The following is a 19,842-nucleotide window of genomic DNA, read 5'->3' on the forward strand; positions in this document are numbered from 1 at the left end:
GACCGTTAGTTGCGGACGGGTCTCATTTCGAGCCGTTCACTTTGAGTCCATAGCCGTTCAGCCGTTTCGCTGGTGGGTGTTCTGAAAGGTCTGCGTGTCCAGGGGGCCGGACACCCGCAGTGCGCGTCCGAATGCGCGGCGCCGCAGGGCGGCATCCACACAGGTGTCCGTGTCATGCACCCACGCGCCCCGACCCGGCAGCGCGGCCCGCTCGTCTGCGACGAGCTCGCCGTCCCGCTGGACGACCCTCAGGAGCGAGGATCGGGGGGCACGCGCGCGGCATCCCACGCACGTTCGGACGGGTTCCATCCTACCCCCTTCGAGGGCTCTGGCGTTTCGACTCGCGCCTCGGGCGCTCGCTCAACGACCGGACGGAGACTCCGCCGCGCCCGGTCGTTGAGCGAGCGCAGCGAGTCGAAACGTCACGACTCCAGGATCGAGTCGGGCTGGATGTCGATCTTCGCGCCGGTGAGCTTGGCGGCGAGGCGGGCGTTCTGCCCCTCCTTGCCGATCGCGAGCGAGAGCTGGTAGTCGGGCACGAGGGCGCGGACGGCCTTCGTGTTCGCGTCGAGGATGAAGCTCGAGGTGACCTTGGCGGGCGACAGCGCGTTGGCGACGAACTTCGCGAGCTCGCCGTCGTAGTCGACGATGTCGATCTTCTCGCCGCCGAGCTCCTCGGTCACCGCGCGCACGCGGCGGCCGAGCTCGCCGATGCAGGCGCCCTTCGCGTTGATGGCCGGGTCGCTGGCCTTGACGGCGATCTTCGTGCGGTGGCCGGCCTCGCGGGCGAGCGAGACGATCTCGACGACGCCCGACGCGATCTCGGGAACCTCGAGCGCGAAGAGCTTGCGCACGAGTCCGGGGTGGGTGCGCGACACGGTGATCGACGGGCCCTTCGTGCCCTTGGACACCGAGGTGACGTAGACGCGGATGCGTGAGCCGTGCGGGTACTCCTCACCCGGCACCTGCTCCTCGGGGGGAAGGATCGCCTCGACCGAGCCGAGGTCGACGTGGACCATGCGGGGGTTCGGACCCTGCTGGATGACGCCGGCGACGATGTCGCCCTCCCTGCCGCGGAACTCGCCCAGGATCGCGTCGTCGGCGATGTCGCGCAGACGCTGGCCGATCACCTGCTTGGCCGCGAAGGCGGCGATGCGGCCGAAGTCCTCCGGAGTCGACTCCTCCTCGCCGATGACGGCGCCCTCGTCGTCGAGCAGCGGCACGAACACGGCGACGTGGCCGGTCTTGCGGTCGAGCTCGGCGCGGGCGCCCTGCGGCAGCTCACCGGTCGGGGAGGTGTGCTTCGCGTAGGCGGTGAGGATGGCCTGTTCGATGATGCGGACGAGTTCGTCGAAGGGGATCTCCTTCTCACGCTCGACCGTCCGCAGCAGTCCGAGATCGATGTCCACGATGCCTCCCTATTCAGCTCTCGCCGGCGGTCTCCCCCGGCATCCACACAACGTTACCCGATGACGCCTGAGAGCACCCCGGAGGGTTTTGCCCCGCGGTCGGTCCTTGCCCGGGACGGGGTCGATCGGGAGACTGGGGCGGTGGACGCGATCAACGACTGGCTGCTGACCTGGGGTGACCACCTGTGGACCTGGGTGGTGCTGCCCGTCGTCGTGCTGCTCGGCCTGTACTTCACGCTCCGCTCCGGGGTCGTGCAGTTCCGCCTCATCCCCGAGATGTTCCGCACCCTTACCGACAAGACCCCGCGTGATGCCTCCGGGCAACCGCAGTCGGTGTCGGCGTTCCAGGCGTTCACCATCTCGGCCGCCTCGCGCGTCGGCGTCGGCAACATCGCCGGGGTGGGCACCGCGATCGCGGTCGGCGGACCCGGTGCCGTGTTCTGGATGTGGCTCATGGCGTTCGTGGGCGGCGCGTCGAGCTTCATCGAATCCTCGCTCGCGCAGCTGTTCAAGGTGCGCGAGAAGGGGGCGTTCCGCGGTGGCCCGGCCTATTACATGGAGCGAGGGCTGAAGGCCCGCTGGATGGGCATCGTCTTCGCCGTCATCCTGATCGTCTGCTTCCCCTTCGCGTTCAGCTCGCTGCAGGCCAACACGATCGCCGCGACCGTGACCGCGACGATCGGCGGCGACCTGCCGTGGCTGCCCTGGGTGGTCGGCGGCGCCGTCGCCGTGCTCACCGGGCTCGTCGTCTTCGGCGGGGTGCGCCGCATCGCCTCGGTCACGCAGTTCCTGGTGCCGCTCATGGCGCTGGGCTACCTGCTGCTCGGTCTCATCGTCGTCGCCCTCCACGCCGACCGCATCGGCCCGGTGTTCGCCGAGATCTTCACCAATGCCTGGGGCACCGAGGAGGTGCTGGGTGCCACCCTCGGCGTCATCATCATGCAGGGCGTCAAGCGCGGCATGTTCTCGAACGAGGCGGGGCTCGGATCCGCTCCCAACGCGGGGGCCAGCGCCGCCGTCACCCACCCGGTGAAGCAGGGGCTCGTGCAGACCCTCGGCGTGTATTTCGACACATTCCTGGTGTGCTCGATCACCGCGTTCATCATCCTCGTGTCGGTGCCCGACCTCGCCGGCGCCGAACGCGGCATCGGGCTCACCCAGGGGGCGCTGACCTCGACGCTGGGCGCGTGGTCGTCGGTCGCGCTGAGCGTGATCATCTTCCTGCTCGCGTTCTCCTCGATCCTCGGCAACTACTACTACGGCGAGTCGAACATCGAATTCATCACGCGTCGCCCCTCGGTGCTCGCCGGCTACCGGGCGCTCGTCGTGGTCGCCGTCTTCGCGGGCTCCGTCGTCGGCGCCGACCTCGTCTGGAACCTCGCCGACGGCGTCATGGGTCTGATGGCCCTCACCAACCTCATCGCGATCGCACTGCTGTCGGGCATCGCGTTCCGCCTGCTCAAGGACTACACGGCGCAACGGCGCGCCGGTCTCGACCCCGTCTTCACCCGCGCCGTGCTCCCGGATGTCACCGGGATCGCGTGCTGGGAGGACGAGCTGACGGTGACCGGCCCGATCGATCTCCCGACACGGGATCGCCAGGCCGCGAAGCACCGCGACAACCTTCACCAAGGAGAACGATGAACGCCCCCGCCGCGACCGCCACGCCGAAACTCGCCGATCCCGGCCTGATCGGCCTTCTCGGATTCGTCATCGCGACGATCACCGCCCAGCTGGCCCACCTCGGGGTGCATAACGAGAGCCCGGTCTTCTGGGTCGGCGCCGTCTTCGGCGGCATCGTGCAGGTCATCGCCGGGATGCTGTCGTTCGTGGAGGGCGACAACTTCCACTTCATCGTCTACAACGCGTTCGGGTGGTACTGGGTGTGCATGCCGGGCTTCCTGCTCGGTGGGGAACTCGGCTTCTTCGAGGTCGAAGGGTCGGGCCGCGGCTTCTTCGTGCTGACCTTCGCGATCATCGCGCTCATGTTCGCCCCCGCGGGCGCCACCCACAACTCGGTCCTGCCGACGACCCTGCTCGCCGTCTCCGCGGGACTCGCCCTGCAGTCGGTCACGGCCTTCGGCGGCCCCGCCGGGTTCGGCACCGCCGGCTCGTACGTGCTCATCCTCGCCGCCGCCCTCGCGGCCTACATGCTGGTCGAGAAGTTCTACTGGACGACCATGGGGCGGCGCGTCGTGCCGCTCGGACCGGCGTGGGTCACCCCGCGCACCGACATCGAGTCCTGAGGACCGCGTGGGCGAGTCCATCCGCGCGGCGGCACGCGAGGCCGAGTCGACACCGGCCCTGCGCGCGCTCGCGCGGGGCGGCTTCGCCGCGAACGGCGCCGTGCACGTGCTCATCGGCATCCTGATCCTCGTCGTCGCGTTCGGCGGCGACGGCGAGAGCGATCAGGCGGGCGCGTTCAAGGCCGTCGCCGCCGCCCCGCTGGGGTTCGCACTGCTGTGGGTCCTTGCGATCGCGCTGTGGGGACTGGCCGCCTGGCACACGCTCGACGCGTTCCTCGCGCCCGGCGACGGCGCGCAGAAATGGGGGCGGCGCGCCTCGGAGGGCGGACAGGCACTCGTGTTCGCCGCGCTCGGCGTCATCGCCGCCTCGGTCGCCCTCGGCGCGCGACCGGATGCCGACGAGAGCGCCGAGACGGCCAGCCGCGGCGTGCTCGCGATCCCCGGCGGTGTCTTCCTGCTCGGCGCCGTCGGACTCGGGATCGGCGTCGCCGGAGTCGCGTTCGTCGTCATGGGCGTGCTGAGGTCGTTCCGCAAGAAGATGTCGATCCCGTCGGGCGCGCTCGGCCGCACCGTGACGGTCCTCGGTGTCGTCGGCTTCGTCGCGAAGGGCGTCGCACTCGGCATCATCGGCGTGCTGCTGGTCGTGGCGGCCGTGAAGGTCGACCCCGGCGCGGCGGGTGGCCTGGATGCGGCGGTGCAGACGCTCCTGTCGCTGCCCGCGGGCCCGTGGCTCGCGGGGATCGTGGGGGCAGGACTGATCGCGTACGGCGTCTTCTGCGGATTCCGCGCGCGCTACGCGCGGCTGTGACGTCGGGGCGGCGCTACTCGGCCCCGCGCGTCAGGATGCCGGAGCCGACGCCAGCGCGTTGACCGCGCGGATGAGGTGGAAAAGGTCGCCGACGCGGCGCTGATCGAATCGCATCGTCAGGCGCGGCAGGTCGAGCCGGTCGCCGTCTTCGACCTCCACCCGCAGCGGCGGCGTCTTCTCGATGCCGCCGCTGACGAGCAGGCCGCCGAAGCGCTCGTTCAGGGCGGCGACCTCGGCATCCGTCGGCTCGGCGCGCAGGCGCAGCACGAGCCGGCCTCCCGCCCAGCGCAACGAGTCGTAGTTGCGCCAGAAGCCGGTGACCGCCGCGGCGGCGTCATCGACGGAATCCGTGATGACGACGCGGTCGAGGTCGTCGGGCGAGATCACCCCGGACGGCACGAGCTGCTCGTCGGCGAAGCGGCGCAGCCCCTCCCAAGAGCGGCCCCCGGGAGCATCCAGCAGCACGATGGGGGTCGGCTCGGCCTTGCCGGTCTGCTGCAGCGTGAGCAGCTCGAACATCTCGTCCAGGGTGCCGAAGCCGCCCGGGACGCAGACGAACCCGCTGGATTCCTTCACGAGCATGAGCTTGCGCGTGAAGAAGTACTTCATCGCGACGACCTTCTCGGCCTCGGCGATGACGGCGTTCGGCTTCTCCTCGAACGGCAGCCGGATCGACACGCCGAGCGAGTGCGTCGGTCCCGCCCCCTCGGCCGCGGCCTGCATGATGCCGGGCCCGGCACCGGTGACGACCATCCAGCCGCGCGCGGCGAGCGCCGCGGCGACGTCGGCCGCGGCACGGTACAGCACGTCGTCGGGACGGGTGCGGGCCGAGCCGAAGATCGTGACCTTCGGCACGCCGCGGTACGGCGCGAACAGTCGGAACGCGGCGCGCATCTCGGTGAGGGCCGCAGATGTGATCTTCAGGTCGAGTCGGTCGGTGTCGTCGAGACCGAGGCCCACACCCGTCGCGAGGATGCGGGCGACGAGATCGGCACTGGCCTCGATGCCGGCATCCGCGATGACCCGGCGGATGTGCTCGGTGACCTCGGGTGGGATCGCGGCGCTGTCGGTCATGCCCCCAGCGTGTCACGGACGGATGCGGCCCGGGGACCGGACGTTGAACGGGCGGTGTCCCGGCCGGTGTCAACCCCCTCGGATGCGGGCCGTCGCGGTGGGAGCGTCGAGGCATGAGCGAGAGCAACGAACTGACCGGACCCGACGCCATCGCCCGCGTCAAGGAACTCGTGGAGGACATCGACTTCACGATGCTGACGACCCACGACGACGCCGACAACCTCGTGTCGCGGCCGATGTCGACGCGCGAGATGGACGAGGCCGGCGACATCTGGTTCTTCACCGCCGACGACACGAAGAAAGTCGATGAGGTGGAGGCCGACCGCACGGTGGGGCTGTCCTACCTCGACGCGAAGGGCATGCGCTTCGTCTCGGTGGCCGGCACCGCGCGGGTGGTCCACGACCGCGCCAAGATGGAGCAGCTGTACACGTCGTCGCTGGACATCTGGTTCGAGGACGGCCTCGACACCCCCGACATCGCGCTGCTGCGGGTGACGCCGAAGGAGGTCGAGTTCTGGGAGCCCGCGCACGGGAAGGTGGCCATGGCTGCCGGCATGCTCAAGGCGCTCGTGACCCGCGACACCCCCGACGACACCATGCGCCACGGCCGCGCCAGCTGCTGAGCGCGCCCGCGGCGCCCCGCGCGGGTCAGTGTGCGGTGAGCTTCGCCACCGCGTCGGCGACCGGCAGCACCTCGCGCTCGCCCGAACGGCGATCCCACAGCTCGACCTGACCGTCGGCGGCACCGCGGCCGACGATGACGATCTGCGGCACGCCGACGAGCTCGGCGTCGCCGAACTTCACGCCGGGCGAGACCTTGGGACGGTCGTCGTAGAGCACGTCCAGTCCCCCGGCCTCCAGCTGCGCCGACACCGCCTCGGCGACGTCGAACGCCGCCTGATCGCGGCCGGCGGCGACGACGTGCACGTCGAACGGCGCGATCGACGCCGGCCAGACCAGGCCCTTCTCGTCGTTGTTGAGCTCGGCGAGGATCGCGAGGATGCGGGTGACGCCGATGCCGTACGACCCCATCGTGACGGTGACGAGCTTGCCGTTCTCGTCGAGCACCTTGAGGCCGAGCGTCTCGGCGAAGAAGCGTCCGAGCTGGAAGACGTGTCCGATCTCCATGCCGCGGGCGAGCTCGACCGGACCCGACCCGTCCGGCGCCGGGTCGCCGGCGACGACGTTCGAGACCTCGACCACGCCGTCCGCGAAGAAGTCGCGGCCGGCGGTGACCGAGTGCGCGTGCTTCTGGTCGATGTTGGCACCGGTGATCCAGCTCGTCCCGGCGACGACGCGCGGGTCGAGCAGGTAGCGGATGCCGGTGGCCGACTCCTCGCCGAGCACGGCGCCCTCGGGCGACCACGGTCCGATGTAGCCCTTGACCAGCAGCGGGTGGCGCTCGAAGTCTTCGGGGGTGGCCGGTTCGACGGCGGCGGGCGCGAAGGCGACCTCGGCGCGCTTGTCGTCGATCTCGCGGTCGCCGGGCAGGCCAACGACGACCAGCTCGCGCGTGCCGTCGAGGTGCGTCAGCGCGAGCACGACGTTCTTGAGCGTGTCGGCGGCCGTGTACGCGCCGCCCGCGGGCGCCGGCAGCACGGCGTTGGAGTGCGCCACGAGCGTGTCGATCGTCGGGGTGTCGGGCGAGTCGAAGATCACCGGCGCGCCGGCCTCGTCGAACGGCACGGGCTCGGGGACGACGGTCGTGAACGCCTCGACGTTGGCCGCGTACCCGCCCGCCGAGCGGACGAACGTGTCCTCTCCGACAGCGATGGGGTGCAGGAACTCCTCGCTGCGCGCGCCGCCCATGAGACCGTTGTCGGCCGCGACGATGACGTACTCGAGCCCCAGCCGCTGGAAGATGCGCTCGTACGCGTCGCGCTGCGACATGTACGACGTCTCCAGGCCCTCGTCGGTGTGGTCGAACGAGTAGGCGTCCTTCATCGTGAACTCGCGACCGCGCAGCAGGCCCGCGCGGGGGCGCGCTTCGTCGCGGTACTTGTCCTGGATCTGGAAGATCGTCAGCGGGAGGTCCTTGTACGACGAGTACAGGTCCTTCACGAGGAGGGTGAACATCTCCTCGTGGGTCGGGGCGAGGAGATAGTCGGCGCCCTTGCGGTCTTCCAGCCGGAAGATGCCGTCGCCGTACGACGTCCAGCGGCCCGACTGCTCGTACGGGTCGCGGGGCAGCAGCGCGGGGAAGTGCACCTCGAAGGCACCCGCGGCGGCCATCTCGTCGCGGATGATCCCCTCGATCTTCGCCTTGACCCGCAGCCCCAGCGGCAGCCACGTGAAGATGCCCGGCGCGGCGCGGCGGATGTAGCCGGCGCGCACGAGCAGGCGGTGGCTCGTGACCTCGGCATCCGAGGGGTCTTCGCGGAGCGTGCGGAGGAAGAAGTTCGACAGACGGGTGACCACGAGCGTCAAGCCTAGTTGCTACCCAGTCGCGGGGCTGATGCCGCCATGCGTGCCCCGGCCTACACTGGCGCCGTGCCCGCACGCCGCTCCCGCCTCGCCGCCACGGAGGTGGCCGGCGAGCTGGCGGCGGCGCTGGCGGCGCTGCGGACCGAACTGGAGGTGCCGACCGCGTTCCCGCCCGAGGCGGTCGCGGAGGCGAAGGCCGCCGCCCGCGTGGTGACCGTCGCGGGGCTACCCGATCTGCGCGACATCGAGTTCCTGACGATCGATCCCGAGGGGTCCACCGACCTCGACCAGGCCGTGCACCTGGAGCGGACGGCATCCGGGGCCGTGTTGCACTACGCGATCGCGGACGTGCCCGCCTTCGTCGCGCCGGGCGGCGCGCTGGATGCCGAGACCCGGCGCCGCGGGCAGACGCTGTACGCCCCCGACGGCCGGGTACCGCTGCATCCGGAGGTGCTCAGCGAGGGCGCCGCGTCGCTGCTGCCGGGCCTCGACCGGCGCGCATTCGTGTGGCGGTTCGTGCTCGACGAGGGCGCGCGTCCGATCGAGACGACCCTCACCCGCGCGGTCGTGCGGTCGCGGACGCAGTGGTCCTACCCGGCCGCGCAGCGCGCGATCGACGACGGCACCGCGCCGCCGACCCTCGCCGCGATGCCGTGGTTCGGACGGGAGCGCGCCGAACGGGAGCGCGAGCGCGGCGGCGCCAGCCTGAACGTGCCCGAGATGGTGATCGTGCCGGATGCCGGCGGATACCGGCTCGAGCGCACCGAAGGGGTGCCGCTCGAGGACTGGAACGCCGACGTGTCGCTGCTGACGGGGATGGCGGCGGCCGAGATCATGCTGCGCGGTGGGGTGGGGATCCTCCGCACGATGCCGCCGGCGCCGCCCGCCGATGTCGAGAGGTTCCGCGCGCAGACGGTCGCGCTCGGCCTGCCGTGGCGGGCGGAGGGGGCCTACGGCGACTACCTGCGCTCCCTCGACCGCTCCCCCGCGGCGATGGCTGTGCGCGAGTTCGCGGCAGGCCTCTTCCGCGGCGCCGCCTACGCGCCGTTCGACGGCGAGCCGCCCGCCGAGACCGTGCAGTCGGCGATCGGCGCGCCCTACGCCCACACGACCGCACCGCTGCGCCGGCTCGTCGACCGGTGGGTGCTCGTGATCTGCGACGCGCTGGCGAACGGGCACGCCGTGCCGGAATGGGCACGATCGTCGCTCGGCGACCTGCCCGCGATCATGGGACGCACCTCGCAGCTCGCGAGCCGGCTCGACGCCGGCGCGCTCGATCGCGTCGAGGCCGCCGTGCTGTCCACGCGCGCCGGCGAGATCTTCGACGGCGTCGTGCTCGCCGCGCGCGGCGACGGCGCGCTCGTGCAGCTGGTGGATCCTCCCGTCGAGGCGAAGGTGCCGGGGCTCGATGCGGCAGCCGGCGCGACCGTGCGACTGAGACTGCTCGGCACCGACATCTCCGCCGGGTCGGTGCTGTTCGCCGAGGCCTGAGCGGCGCGTAGCGTGGGGACATGACGACCGTGCTGCTCACCGGATTCGAGCCGTTCGCCGGCGACCCGGCCAATCCGTCGGGCGAGGCCGTGCGCGCACTCGCGGCATCCTGGACGGGTCCGGCGACCCTCGTCGCGGAGGTGCTGCCGGTGACGTTCGCCGGTGCGGCAGCGCGGCTGCGCGCGCTCATCGACGCGCACTCCCCCGACGTCGTGATCGCGACGGGGCTCGCCGGCGGACGCGCCGCCGTCGGCGTCGAGCGCGTCGCGGTCAACCTGCAGGACGCGCGGATCCCCGACAACGGCGGCGCACAGCCCGTCGACGAGCCGTCGGTGCCCGGCGCCCCTGCCGCCGCGTTCGCGACGCTCCCCGTCAAGGCGATCGCCGCGGCGATCCGCGACGCGGGCGTGCCCGCCGAGGTCTCGTACACGGCCGGCACGTTCGTGTGCAATCACGTCATGTTCACGGCCCTCGACGCCGCTCCCGCGGGGGTGCGCGCCGGGTTCGTGCACGTGCCGTGGGCCAGCGGTCAGGGCCGCGACGGTCAGCCCGAGCTTGCGCTGGGCGACATCGTGCGTGCACTCGAGGTCGCGATCGAGGTCGCCGTGACCGCCGACGCCGATCTGCAGGGCGTCGCCGCCGGCACCGAGCACTGACCCGCGGCATCCGGGCGGTCCCGCCGTCGCAGCGCTCGCGCGCGAGCGGTTCGCAACTCCGGAGATTTCGCGCGTCGCAACAGCGTCCAGGCTCTCTGAGCCCCGTGAGCCCACGGATCTCCGGAGTTGCGAACGTCGGGCGAGGCAACCACCCGCAGCTGCCCTGCGGCGCGACGAAGCTCGGCTTCTGAGGTGCGATATATTGCATATCGTGCCCACACCCACCGAGCGTCTCGCGCCCCGTCCGCTGATGCGCGACGACGTCTACGCGCGCCTGCGCGACGCCATCGTCGACGGCACCTTCGCCCCCGACGAGCAGCTGCGCGACACCGACCTCGCCGCCTGGCTGGGCGTGAGCCGCACGCCCGTGCGGGAGGCGCTGCTCGAACTCGGCCGCGCCGGGCTGGTGCGCGCCGTCCCCGGACGCTCCACCGTCGTCGCCCCGCTCGAGCTCGCCGCGATCCGCGATGCCCAGGGCGTCGTCGCCGCGATGCACGCGCTCGTCGTGCGCACGGCGGTCCCCCGGCTCACGTCCGCCGACTTCGACCGCATGCGCGCGGCGAACGCCGCCTTCGCCGCCGCCCATGCCGCGGGCGACGCGGATGCCGCGCTGCACGCCGACGCCGAGTTCCACGCCGTGGCCCTCGCGGCCGCCGGCAACACCGCCGCCGCGGCGGTCATCGCCCAGTACGAGCCCGTACTCCACCGCGCGGAGCGGCTGCGGTTCGCCTCGCACGAAGGCGCCGCCTCGGTCGCGCGCCACGACGAGCTCATCCGGCTGTGCGCGGCCGGCGACGCCGACGGCGCCGCCGAACTCGCCGAACGCACCTGGCAGACCCTCACCATCGACCCCCGCCCCGCATCCCGACCCGCGACCGAAGGACACCCCGCATGAAGCTGCACGAGTTCCCCCGCCACCCGCTCACCTTCGGCCCGAGCCCGTTGCAGCACCTCAAGCGTCTCACCCAGCACCTCGGCGGCGCGCAGGTGTGGGCCAAGCGCGAAGACGTCAACAGCGGCCTCGCCTTCGGCGGCAACAAGGTGCGCAAGCTCGAATACATCGTCCCTGACGTGCTCGCCTCCGGCGCCGACACGCTCGTCTCCATCGGCGGCTACCAGTCCAACCACACGCGCCAGGTCGCGGCCGTCGCCGCCCACCTCGGACTCAAGGCCCGCCTCGTGCAGGAGAAGTGGGTGCCGTGGGACGACCCCACCAACGACAAGGTGGGCAACATCCTCCTCTCGCGCATGATGGGCGCCGATTCGCGTCTGGATGACGCCGGCTTCGACATCGGCATCCGCGATTCGTGGAAGCTCGCACTCGAAGAGGTGGAGGCCGCCGGCGGCACGCCGTACGCCATCCCCGCCGGCGCCTCGGAGCACCGCCTCGGCGGCCTCGGCTTCGCGAACTGGGCGTTCGAGGTCGCGGAGCAGGAGAAGCAGCTCGGAGTCTTCTTCGACACCATCGTGGTGTGCACCGTGACGGGCTCGACCCACGCCGGCATGATCGCCGGGTTCGCGGCACTCGAGCAGCTCACGGGCGTGAAGCGTCGGGTGCTCGGCATCGACGCCTCGGCGACGCTCGAGAAGACCCGGGACCAGGTCGCGCGGATCGCGCGGAACACAGCGCAGCTCATCGAGCTCGGCCGCGACCTCCGCGACGACGAGATCCAGGTGCTCGAGGGATGGGCGGGAGACCTGTACGGCATCCCCGTCGACTCGACCATGGAGGCGATGGCCCTCGGCGCGCAGCTCGAGGCGATGATCACCGACCCCGTCTACGAGGGCAAGTCGCTGGCCGGCCTCATCGACCTCGTCGAATCCGGCGACATCCCGCGCGATTCCACCGTGCTGTACGCGCACCTCGGCGGCCAGCCGGCGATCAACGCCTACCACTCGCTCTGGAGCTGAACAAGGGCGTCCCGCTCGAGACCGATCTGACGCAGAGTGGGTCTCATCCGAGTCGAAGGATGAGTGCATGAGCGAACCCGTCGAGCCCGCCCCGTACACGGCATCCATCCCGATCCTGACGCAGGAGCCGTTCCCGGACACCCCGGGCAGCCCCGCGCCGGAATGGTTCAAGACCGCCGTCTTCTACGAAGTGCTCGTCAGGTCGTTCAAGGACTCCGACGGCGACGGCACCGGCGACTTCCGGGGCCTCATCGACAAGCTCGACTACCTGCAGTGGCTGGGCGTCGACTGCCTGTGGGTGCCGCCGTTCTTCCCGTCGCCGCTGCGCGACGGCGGCTACGACGTGGCCGACTACACCGGCATCCAGCCCGGGCTCGGGACGATCGCGGACTTCCAGGAGTTCCTCGATGCCGCCCACGCGCGGGACATCAAGGTGATCATCGACTTCGTCATGAACCACACGAGCGACGAGCACCCGTGGTTTCAGGCGAGTCGCAGCGACCCCACCGGGCCGTACGGCGACTTCTACGTGTGGAGCGACACCGACGACCTGTACTCGGATGCGCGCATCATCTTCGTCGACACCGAACCGAGCAACTGGACGTGGGACCCGGTGCGCCAGCAGTACTTCTGGCACCGCTTCTTCTCGCACCAGCCCGACCTCAACTTCGACAACCCGCGCGTGCGCGAGGCGATGATCGACGCGATGCGCTTCTGGCTCGACATGGGGCTCGACGGGTTCCGTCTCGACGCGGTGCCCTATCTCTACGAGCGGCCGGGCACGAACGGCGAGAACCTCCCCGAGACGCACGGGTTCCTGCGCGAGGTGCGACGTTTCGTCGACGAGCAGTACCCCGGTCGGGTGCTGCTGGCCGAGGCGAACCAGTGGCCGGCCGATGTCGTCGACTACTTCGGGAACCCGGATGTCGGCGGCGACGAGTGCCACATGTGCTTCCACTTCCCGGTGATGCCGCGCATCTTCATGGCGGTGCGGCGGGAGTCGCGCTACCCGATCAGCGAGATCCTCGCCGAGACCCCCTCGATCCCGTCGGGATGCCAGTGGGGCATCTTCCTGCGCAACCACGACGAGCTGACCCTCGAGATGGTGACCGACGAAGATCGCGACTACATGTGGGACGAGTACGCCCAGGATCCGCGCATGAAGGCGAACATCGGCATCCGCCGTCGCCTGGCGCCGCTGCTGGACAACGACATCGACCGCATCGAGCTGTTCACCGCCCTCCTGCTCTCGCTGCCGGGCTCCCCCGTGCTCTACTACGGCGACGAGATCGGGATGGGCGACAACATCTGGCTCGGCGACCGTGACGGCGTGCGCACCCCGATGCAGTGGACGGGCGACCGGAATGCGGGATTCTCCACCGCGACCCCCGGGAAGCTCAGCCTCCCCCTCGTGCAGGATCCCGTCTACGGGTACCTCGCCGTCAACGTCGAAGCGCAGCAGGAGGACCGCTCCTCGCTGCTGCACTGGACGCGGCAGATGATCCAGGCCCGCAAGCGCCACCCCGCGTTCGGGCTCGGCAGCTTCAACGACCTCGGCGGATCGAACCCGTCGGTGCTGTCGTACTCGCGCGAGCACACCAACGACGACGGCACCGTGGACGTCATCCTGTGTGTCAACAACCTGTCGCAGTTCCCGCAGCCGGTCGAGCTGGATCTGCGCCGCTTCGAGGGGCTCGTCCCCGTCGAGCTCGTCGGCGGAGTGCCGTTCCCCCGCATCGGCGAGCTGCCCTACCTGCTGACCCTCGGCGGCCACGGATTCTTCTGGTTCCAGCTGCACGAGCCCGCCCAGCCGTTGGAGGGAGGCCTGCTGTGACCGACATCGATCCGGCCCTGTGGGAGGACTACCTCGTGCGCACCCGGTGGTTCGCTGCGAAGGGACGGCCGTTCCGGGTGACGACGTCCCGCGTGCTCGCCGAGATGGCGGGCGGCGACGGCCGGCCGGTCGTGTCGATCCACCTCGTGAGCGTGGCCTACGACGACGACGAGGGGGGCGGCGAGACCTATCAGGTGCCGTTGAGCGCCTACCCCGAGACGCAGGAGCGCCTGGCGCACGCGCACGTCGGACTCGCCCACAGCGAGCGCGGGACGCTCCACCTGTACGACGCGGTGCACGATGCCGACGCCATGGCGCTGTGGCTGGACGCCTTCGTCGACGCCGAGGACGGCGGTGTCGCCGAGGTCGGCGGACTGCGGTTCCACCGCGTCCCGAACGGCGGGGCGCTCGACCCCGCGCTGCGCTCGTCGCCGATGACGGGCGAGCAGTCCAACTCCTCGGCGCGCTTCGACGACACCGCCATCATGAAGCTGTTCCGCAAGGTGACGCGCGGCGTGAACCCCGACGTGGAGATCCACGACGAACTCACGCGCGGCGGATCCGAGCACATCGCCGCCCTCTACGGCTGGGTGGAGGCCACGATCGACGGCGAGGTCGTGCAGCTGGCGATGCTGCAGGAGTTCCTGCGCACGGCCGCCGACGGGTTCGAGCTGGCGACCGGCAGCATCCGCACCCTGCTCGCCGACCCCGAGCAGGAGCTCGTCGGATCGGGCGGCGACTTCGCCGGCGAGGCGGCGCGCCTGGGTGCGGCGCTGGCCGACGTGCACGCGATGCTGCGCTCGCGCTTCCCCGCCGAGCGCCGGGGGGCGGATGCGGCGACCGCACTCGCCGAGACGATGTCGGCGCGTCTGGAACGCGTCCTGCTGACGGCTCCCGAGTTGGAGCCGTACGCAGAGCGGCTGCGCGCCCTGTACGGATCGGTGGCGCAGGCCGGCGGGCTCGACGTTCAGCGCATCCACGGCGACCTGCACCTGGGCCAGACGCTGCGCACCGCGCACGGATGGCGCATCGTCGACTTCGAGGGCGAACCGGGACGCCCGATCGCCGAGCGCGCCCTCCCCGACTCGCCTTGGCGCGATGTCGCCGGGATGCTGCGCTCGTTCGACTACGCCGTGGGCGTCGTCGCGATGGCGGCGGCGGGCTCGTCGGACGACGACGATGCGCGGCGCACCGACCTGGCGCGGCAGTGGGCCGAGCGGGCCCGCACCCACTTCGTCGAGGCGTACGTCGACGCGCTGCTCGGCGATGCCGACGGAGACGACCGCCCCGACTCCGACGGCGCGACGCGCCGGCTCCTCCTCGACGCCTACGTCGCCGACAAGGCCGTCTACGAGGTGCTGTATGAGAAGCGCAACCGCCCCGCCTGGGTGTCGATCCCGCTCGCCGCCGTCGCGGAGGTCGCAGGCACCTGAGCGGCGCCCACCCCTCAGGCGGTGACGACCTGCGCGGTGCCGAGCGGGGCGTCCGGCCCCATCGCGTCGGCGATGCGGTTGGCCTCTTCGATCAGGGTCGCGACGATCTCGGCCTCGGGCACCGTCTTGATGACCTCGCCCTTGACGAAGATCTGGCCCTTGCCGTTGCCGGACGCGACGCCGAGGTCGGCCTCACGGGCCTCGCCCGGGCCGTTGACGACGCAGCCCATGACGGCCACGCGCAGCGGCACCGTCATGTCCTTCAAGCCGTCCGTCACGTCGTTCGCGAGCGTGTAGACGTCGACCTGGGCGCGGCCGCACGACGGGCAGGAGACGATCTCGAGCTTGCGCTCGCGAAGGTTCAGCGACTGGAGGATCTGGTGGCCGACCTTGACCTCCTCCGCCGGCGGCGCCGACAAGGACACGCGGATCGTGTCGCCGATCCCCTCGGCGAGCAGGATGCCGAACGCGGTGGCCGACTTGATCGTGCCCTGGAAGGCGGGGCCGGCTTCGGTGACGCCGAGGTGCAGCGGCCAGTCGCCCCGCTCCGCCAGCAGTCGATACGCCTTCACCATCACGATCGGGTCGTTGTGCTTGACCGAGATCTTGAAGTCGTGGAAGTCGTGCTCCTCGAACAGCGACGCCTCCCACACGGCGCTCTCCACGAGCGCCTCCGGGGTGGCCTTGCCGTACTTCTCGAGCAGCCGCTTGTCGAGCGAGCCCGCGTTCACGCCGATGCGCAGCGAGACTCCGGCGTCCTTCGCCGCCTTCGCGATGGCGCCCACCTGGTCGTCGAACTTGCGGATGTTGCCGGGGTTCACGCGCACCGCGCCGCAGCCGGCGTCGATGGCCTGGAAGACGTACTTCGGCTGGAAGTGGATGTCGGCGATCACCGGGATCTGACTCTTCTTCGCGATGATGTGCAGCACGTCGGCGTCGTCCTGCGACGGCACGGCCACGCGCACGATCTCGCACCCGGATGCCGTCAGCTCGGCGATCTGCTGCAGCGTCGCGTTGATGTCGGTCGTGGGCGTGGTGGTCATCGACTGCACGCTGACGGGGGCGTCGCCGCCCACGAGCACGCGGCCGACCTTGATCTGGCGGCTCTTGCGGCGGGGGGCGAGAAGATCCGGTACACGGGGCATCCCGAGATTCACAGCAGGCACGCGTGTCAGCCTACGCCGCGCCCGTGCGCCGGGGCTGGGAACCGGCCGGGGTGCGCGGCGCGTGCCGCGTGCTGATATCGTGACCCCATGCTCGCGACCCGCACCTGGTGGCCCGCCTCCTAGGCGGACGTCACGAGCGCAACGACAGACCGCCCCTCACCCCGGGCGGTCTTGCTGTTTCAGGCGATCGCCCGCCGAACCCGGAAGGCCCACCGATGTCCGACCCCGGTGTCCCCGCCGACCCCGCCGCCGTCCTCGACGACCTGATCTCCTCGGGCGCCCCGTTCGCCCTCCTCGCGCGCGACCGCGACACCGTCGAGGTGCTCACCGGCCCTGTCGTCGACGTCAACCTGCTCGCCGACATCCCGCTGACGGATGCCGCCGGTACGCCGCGCGAGGTGCTCGCCCTCGTCCCGTTCCGCCAGGTGGTCGAGCGCGGCTTCGAGTGCCACGACGACGCGGCGCCGCTGCGCTGCCTCGTGATCGACGGGCACACCGCCCTCCCCCGTGCCGCGACCGTCGCCGCCCTCCCCGACGCCCCGGTTGCGCTGGGCGAGCCGGGCTTCGACATCGCCGACGAGGACTATGCCGAGATCGTCCGCCGCGTGATCGCCGACGAGATCGGGCGCGGCGAAGGCGCCAACTTCGTCATCCGCCGCGACTTCGCCGCGTCCGTCGACACCGACCCGGTCACCGCCGGCCTCACCTGGTTCCGCGCGCTGCTGGAGCACGAGCGCGGCGCATACTGGACCTTCCTCGTCTCCACCCCCGGGCACGTCGCCGTCGGCGCGAGCCCCGAGGCGCACGTGAGCGCCCAGGACGGTGTCGTCACGATGAATCCGATCTCGGGCACGTTCCGCCACCCCGCCGGCGGCGCGACGGCCGAGACGCTCACGGAATTCCTCTCCTCCACGAAGGAGACCGAGGAGCTGTTCATGGTCGTCGACGAAGAGCTCAAGATGATGTCGGCGGTGTGCAGCGACGGCGGCCGCATCACCGGCCCGCATCTGAAGGAGATGTCGCGCCTCACCCACACCGAGTACATGCTGCGCGGGTCGAGCACGATGGATCCCCGCGACGTCCTGCGCGAGACGATGTTCGCCCCCACCGTCACCGGGTCGCCGATGCAGAACGCCTGCACGGTCATCACGCGGCACGAGCTCACCCCGCGCGGCTACTACTCCGGGGTCGCCGCCCTGTTCACGCCGCGTGCGGACGGCGGGCACGACCTGGACGCGCCCATCCTCATCCGCACCGCGTACCTGCAGGACGGCCGCCTGCGCGTCCCCGTCGGGGCCACCCTCGTGCGCCACTCCGACCCGTACGGCGAGGTCGGCGAGACCCACGGCAAGGCCGCGGGAGTGCTGGGCGCGATCGGCGCCGTGGCGCGGGACGATGCGCCCGTCGTCGACGAGGACGCCCCGGCATCCGCCCCGCGCCGGCTCGCCGACGACCCCGAGATCGCGAGCCTGCTCGCCCGCCGCAACGACCGGCTCGCCCCGTTCTGGCTCAACCCGCAGGACGGCGCGGGCGATGCCGCGGGGTCGCGACCGTACGCCGGAGTCGGCGCCCTCGTCGTCGACGCCGAGGACCGGTTCACGACGATGCTCGCCCACCAGCTGCGCCATCTCGGCTTCGACGTGACGATCGTGCACTGGTCGCAGGCGACCGCCGACGCGGTCGCCGCGGCCGCGTTGGTCGTCGCCGGGCCCGGCCCCGGCGATCCGCGCGACGACGCGAGCGCGCGCATCGCCCGCCTGCGCGAGGTCGTGGCCGCACGCCTCGACGCCGGCGCTCCGCTGCTCGCGGTGTGCCTGAGCCACCAGATCCTCGCCGACCGGCTCGGCTTCGAGCTGGGGCCGCTCGCCTCCCCGCACCAGGGGCTGCAGAAGACCGTCGACGTGTTCGGGCGGCCGGCCTCGATCGGCTTCTACAACACGTTCACCGCGCGGATGCCGCAGGGCGGCGCCCCCGACGGCGTCGAGGCGGCGGCCGATGCCGGCGGCGACGTCTACGCGCTGCGCGGCGACGGCTTCGCCTCGGTGCAGGGGCACCTGGAGTCGATCCTCTCGCGCGACGGCCTCGAGACGCTCGAGCGTCTCGTCGCGCACGCCCTGCGCTGAGTTCGCATCCCAAGTCAGCCGAGACGCAGGCGTCGCTCCAGCAGCCGCCGCTCCGCCTCGTTCGCAGTCAGCGTCCAGGCGCGGCGATCGGCGTCGTCCGCCTCGTCGTCGCGGCCGATTCCCCGCAGCAGTCCGGCGCGCACCGCATGCCACAGGTGGTAGTCGACGAGGCGGTCGGCGAGCTCGTCGACCTCGGCGAGCGCGGGTCCGGGACCGGCGACCTCGGCGAGGACGACGGCACGGTTCAGCCGCACGATCGGCGAACGGTCGTAGGCCGTCAGCATGTCGTAGAGCACGAGCAACTGCAGCCAGTCCGTGTCGTCGCCGCCGGCGGCGTCACTGTGACAGGCCGCGATCGCCGCGTGCAGCTGCCACCTGCCGGGGCGTCGCCGCCGCGCCGCGCGCTCGAGTTCGGCGTGCCCGCGGGTGAGCAGATGCCGGTCCCAGCGGGAGCGGTCCTGCTCGCCGAGGGGGACGAGGTCGCCGCCCACGGCGCGGGCTCCCTCGCGCGCCCGGTGCAACAGGAGGAGCGAATGCAGCCCCGCGGCCTCGGGCTCGTCCGGCAGCTCGTGGGCGATGACGCCGGCGAGCCACAGCGCGTCGTCGGCGAGGTCGCGGTCGGCGGCGGCATCGGCGCCGGGCACGAGATGCGCGCTGCTGTACATCACCGAGACGACGGCGAGGACCGTGTCGAGTCGCTCGGCGCGCTCCGCGCCGGTCGGCACGCGCACGGGAATGCCGCTCGCGCCGATCTTGCGCTTCGCGCGCGAGATGCGCTGGCCGACGGTCGCGACCGGCTCGAGGGTGGCGCGGGCGATCTGCTCGGTCGTGACCCCGAGCACGGCACGCAGCGTCAAGGCGAGTTGCGCTTCGGGCGCGAGCGACGGGTGGCAGCATCCGAACAGCAGCGGAAGGCGCTCGTCCGGTCCCGGCGCGTCCTCGTCGCCGATCGCCGCCACCGTGGCATCCGCGGCGAGCAGCGGCAGCTTCCCCCGCAGCGTCGCCTGCCGACGAAGACGATCGAGGGCGTTGTGCCGCGCCGCCTGCAGCAGCCACGCGCCCGGCCGCGGCGGAACGCCGCGGCGTCGCCACGCGACGAGCGCCTCCTCGATCGCCTCCGCGGTCGCCTCTTCGGCGATGTCGAGGCTCCCCGTCGCCGCGGTCAGGATGCCGGTGACGCGCGCGGCCTCGGCACGGAAGACCGCGGCGAGCGCGCGATCGGATGCCGCCGCGGAGGTGTCGGCGGCGGCATCCGACCCGGTCATCG

17 protein-coding genes are annotated in these 19,842 nt (G+C 71.5%); 11 read left to right on the plus strand and 6 right to left on the minus strand.

Translation table 11 applies throughout. The annotated features are described in order from the left end of the window. Positions 1–57 precede the first annotated feature (57 nt). Together C7474_RS10550 and nusA are read right to left on the minus strand one after the other, a co-directional pair. Positions 58–309: a YlxR family protein gene (locus C7474_RS10550; RefSeq protein ID WP_121059802.1), complete on the minus strand. Its 252-nt coding sequence runs from the start codon at positions 307–309 to the stop codon at positions 58–60. Between the two features lie 113 nt (positions 310–422). Beyond that, the gene (gene nusA, locus C7474_RS10555; RefSeq protein WP_121059804.1) at positions 423–1,409 is read right to left on the minus strand and encodes a transcription termination factor NusA; all 987 of its coding nucleotides are present in this window, start codon (positions 1,407–1,409) and stop codon (positions 423–425) included. Positions 1,410–1,550: 141 nt separating this feature from the next. Between nusA and C7474_RS10560 the strand changes: the two genes are divergently transcribed. The 3 genes from C7474_RS10560 to C7474_RS10570 are packed head-to-tail and all read left to right on the plus strand — an operon-like array spanning position 1,551 to position 4,463. Then, the gene (locus tag C7474_RS10560; RefSeq protein ID WP_121059806.1) at positions 1,551–3,053 is read left to right on the plus strand and encodes an alanine/glycine:cation symporter family protein; all 1,503 of its coding nucleotides are present in this window, start codon (positions 1,551–1,553) and stop codon (positions 3,051–3,053) included. Then, positions 3,050–3,655 carry an acetate uptake transporter family protein gene (locus C7474_RS10565; protein WP_121059808.1) on the plus strand — a complete coding sequence of 202 codons (606 nt, stop codon included), beginning with the start codon at positions 3,050–3,052 and terminating at the stop codon, positions 3,653–3,655. The genes C7474_RS10560 and C7474_RS10565 overlap by 4 nt, the downstream gene beginning before the upstream one ends. 7 nt (positions 3,656–3,662) lie before the next feature. Beyond that, positions 3,663–4,463 carry a DUF1206 domain-containing protein gene (locus C7474_RS10570; protein ID WP_121059810.1) on the plus strand — a complete coding sequence of 267 codons (801 nt, stop codon included), beginning with the start codon at positions 3,663–3,665 and terminating at the stop codon, positions 4,461–4,463. Between the two features lie 30 nt (positions 4,464–4,493). Here the strand turns inward: C7474_RS10570 and C7474_RS10575 are convergent, their stop codons facing one another. After that, positions 4,494–5,537, minus strand: coding sequence for an LOG family protein (locus C7474_RS10575; RefSeq protein WP_121059812.1), 1,044 nt, complete (start codon positions 5,535–5,537; stop codon positions 4,494–4,496). Between the two features lie 113 nt (positions 5,538–5,650). Between C7474_RS10575 and C7474_RS10580 the strand changes: the two genes are divergently transcribed. Next, positions 5,651–6,160 (plus strand): pyridoxamine 5'-phosphate oxidase family protein, encoded by a 510-nt coding sequence (locus tag C7474_RS10580; RefSeq protein WP_121059814.1) that lies wholly within the window; start codon positions 5,651–5,653, stop codon positions 6,158–6,160. Between the two features lie 25 nt (positions 6,161–6,185). Here C7474_RS10580 and C7474_RS10585 read toward each other — a convergent pair whose 3' ends face one another. Then, the gene (locus C7474_RS10585) at positions 6,186–7,955 is read right to left on the minus strand and encodes a proline--tRNA ligase (RefSeq protein ID WP_121059816.1); all 1,770 of its coding nucleotides are present in this window, start codon (positions 7,953–7,955) and stop codon (positions 6,186–6,188) included. A 72-nt stretch (positions 7,956–8,027) separates the two neighbouring features. Here C7474_RS10585 and C7474_RS10590 point away from each other — a divergent pair, with 72 nt between their 5' ends. The 6 genes from C7474_RS10590 (at position 8,028) to C7474_RS10615 (ending at position 15,286) form a co-directional block, all read left to right on the plus strand. Continuing rightward, positions 8,028–9,452 (plus strand): RNB domain-containing ribonuclease, encoded by a 1,425-nt coding sequence (locus C7474_RS10590; protein WP_199692431.1) that lies wholly within the window; start codon positions 8,028–8,030, stop codon positions 9,450–9,452. A 20-nt stretch (positions 9,453–9,472) separates the two neighbouring features. After that, positions 9,473–10,108: a pyroglutamyl-peptidase I gene (gene pcp, locus C7474_RS10595; RefSeq protein ID WP_199692432.1), complete on the plus strand. Its 636-nt coding sequence runs from the start codon at positions 9,473–9,475 to the stop codon at positions 10,106–10,108. A gap of 211 nt (positions 10,109–10,319) precedes the next feature. Then, on the plus strand, positions 10,320–11,003 hold the full coding sequence (locus C7474_RS10600; protein WP_422385795.1) for a GntR family transcriptional regulator: 684 nt from the start codon (positions 10,320–10,322) through the stop codon (positions 11,001–11,003). Beyond that, positions 11,000–12,019 carry a 1-aminocyclopropane-1-carboxylate deaminase gene (locus tag C7474_RS10605; RefSeq protein WP_121059822.1) on the plus strand — a complete coding sequence of 340 codons (1,020 nt, stop codon included), beginning with the start codon at positions 11,000–11,002 and terminating at the stop codon, positions 12,017–12,019. The genes C7474_RS10600 and C7474_RS10605 overlap by 4 nt, the downstream gene beginning before the upstream one ends. A gap of 67 nt (positions 12,020–12,086) precedes the next feature. Beyond that, a complete protein-coding gene (gene treS / locus C7474_RS10610; RefSeq protein ID WP_121059824.1) occupies positions 12,087–13,853 on the plus strand; it encodes a maltose alpha-D-glucosyltransferase in 1,767 nt (588 codons plus the stop codon). Next, a complete protein-coding gene (locus C7474_RS10615) occupies positions 13,850–15,286 on the plus strand; it encodes a maltokinase N-terminal cap-like domain-containing protein (RefSeq protein ID WP_199692433.1) in 1,437 nt (478 codons plus the stop codon). Before treS ends, C7474_RS10615 begins: the two co-directional genes overlap by 4 nt. A gap of 14 nt (positions 15,287–15,300) precedes the next feature. Here the strand turns inward: C7474_RS10615 and ispG are convergent, their stop codons facing one another. Next, entirely contained in the window at positions 15,301–16,452 is a 1,152-nt protein-coding gene (gene ispG, locus C7474_RS10620; RefSeq protein WP_199692434.1) for a flavodoxin-dependent (E)-4-hydroxy-3-methylbut-2-enyl-diphosphate synthase, read from the minus strand. A 215-nt stretch (positions 16,453–16,667) separates the two neighbouring features. Here ispG and C7474_RS10625 point away from each other — a divergent pair, with 215 nt between their 5' ends. Continuing rightward, positions 16,668–18,575: an anthranilate synthase family protein gene (locus C7474_RS10625; protein WP_121059828.1), complete on the plus strand. Its 1,908-nt coding sequence runs from the start codon at positions 16,668–16,670 to the stop codon at positions 18,573–18,575. Between the two features lie 14 nt (positions 18,576–18,589). Here the strand turns inward: C7474_RS10625 and C7474_RS10630 are convergent, their stop codons facing one another. After that, a complete protein-coding gene (locus C7474_RS10630) occupies positions 18,590–19,840 on the minus strand; it encodes an RNA polymerase sigma factor (protein ID WP_121059830.1) in 1,251 nt (416 codons plus the stop codon). Between the last annotated feature and the right edge of the window lie 2 nt (positions 19,841–19,842).

This window comes from Microbacterium telephonicum (assembly GCF_003651225.1).
Taxonomy (GTDB): Bacteria; Actinomycetota; Actinomycetes; order Actinomycetales; family Microbacteriaceae; genus Microbacterium; species Microbacterium telephonicum.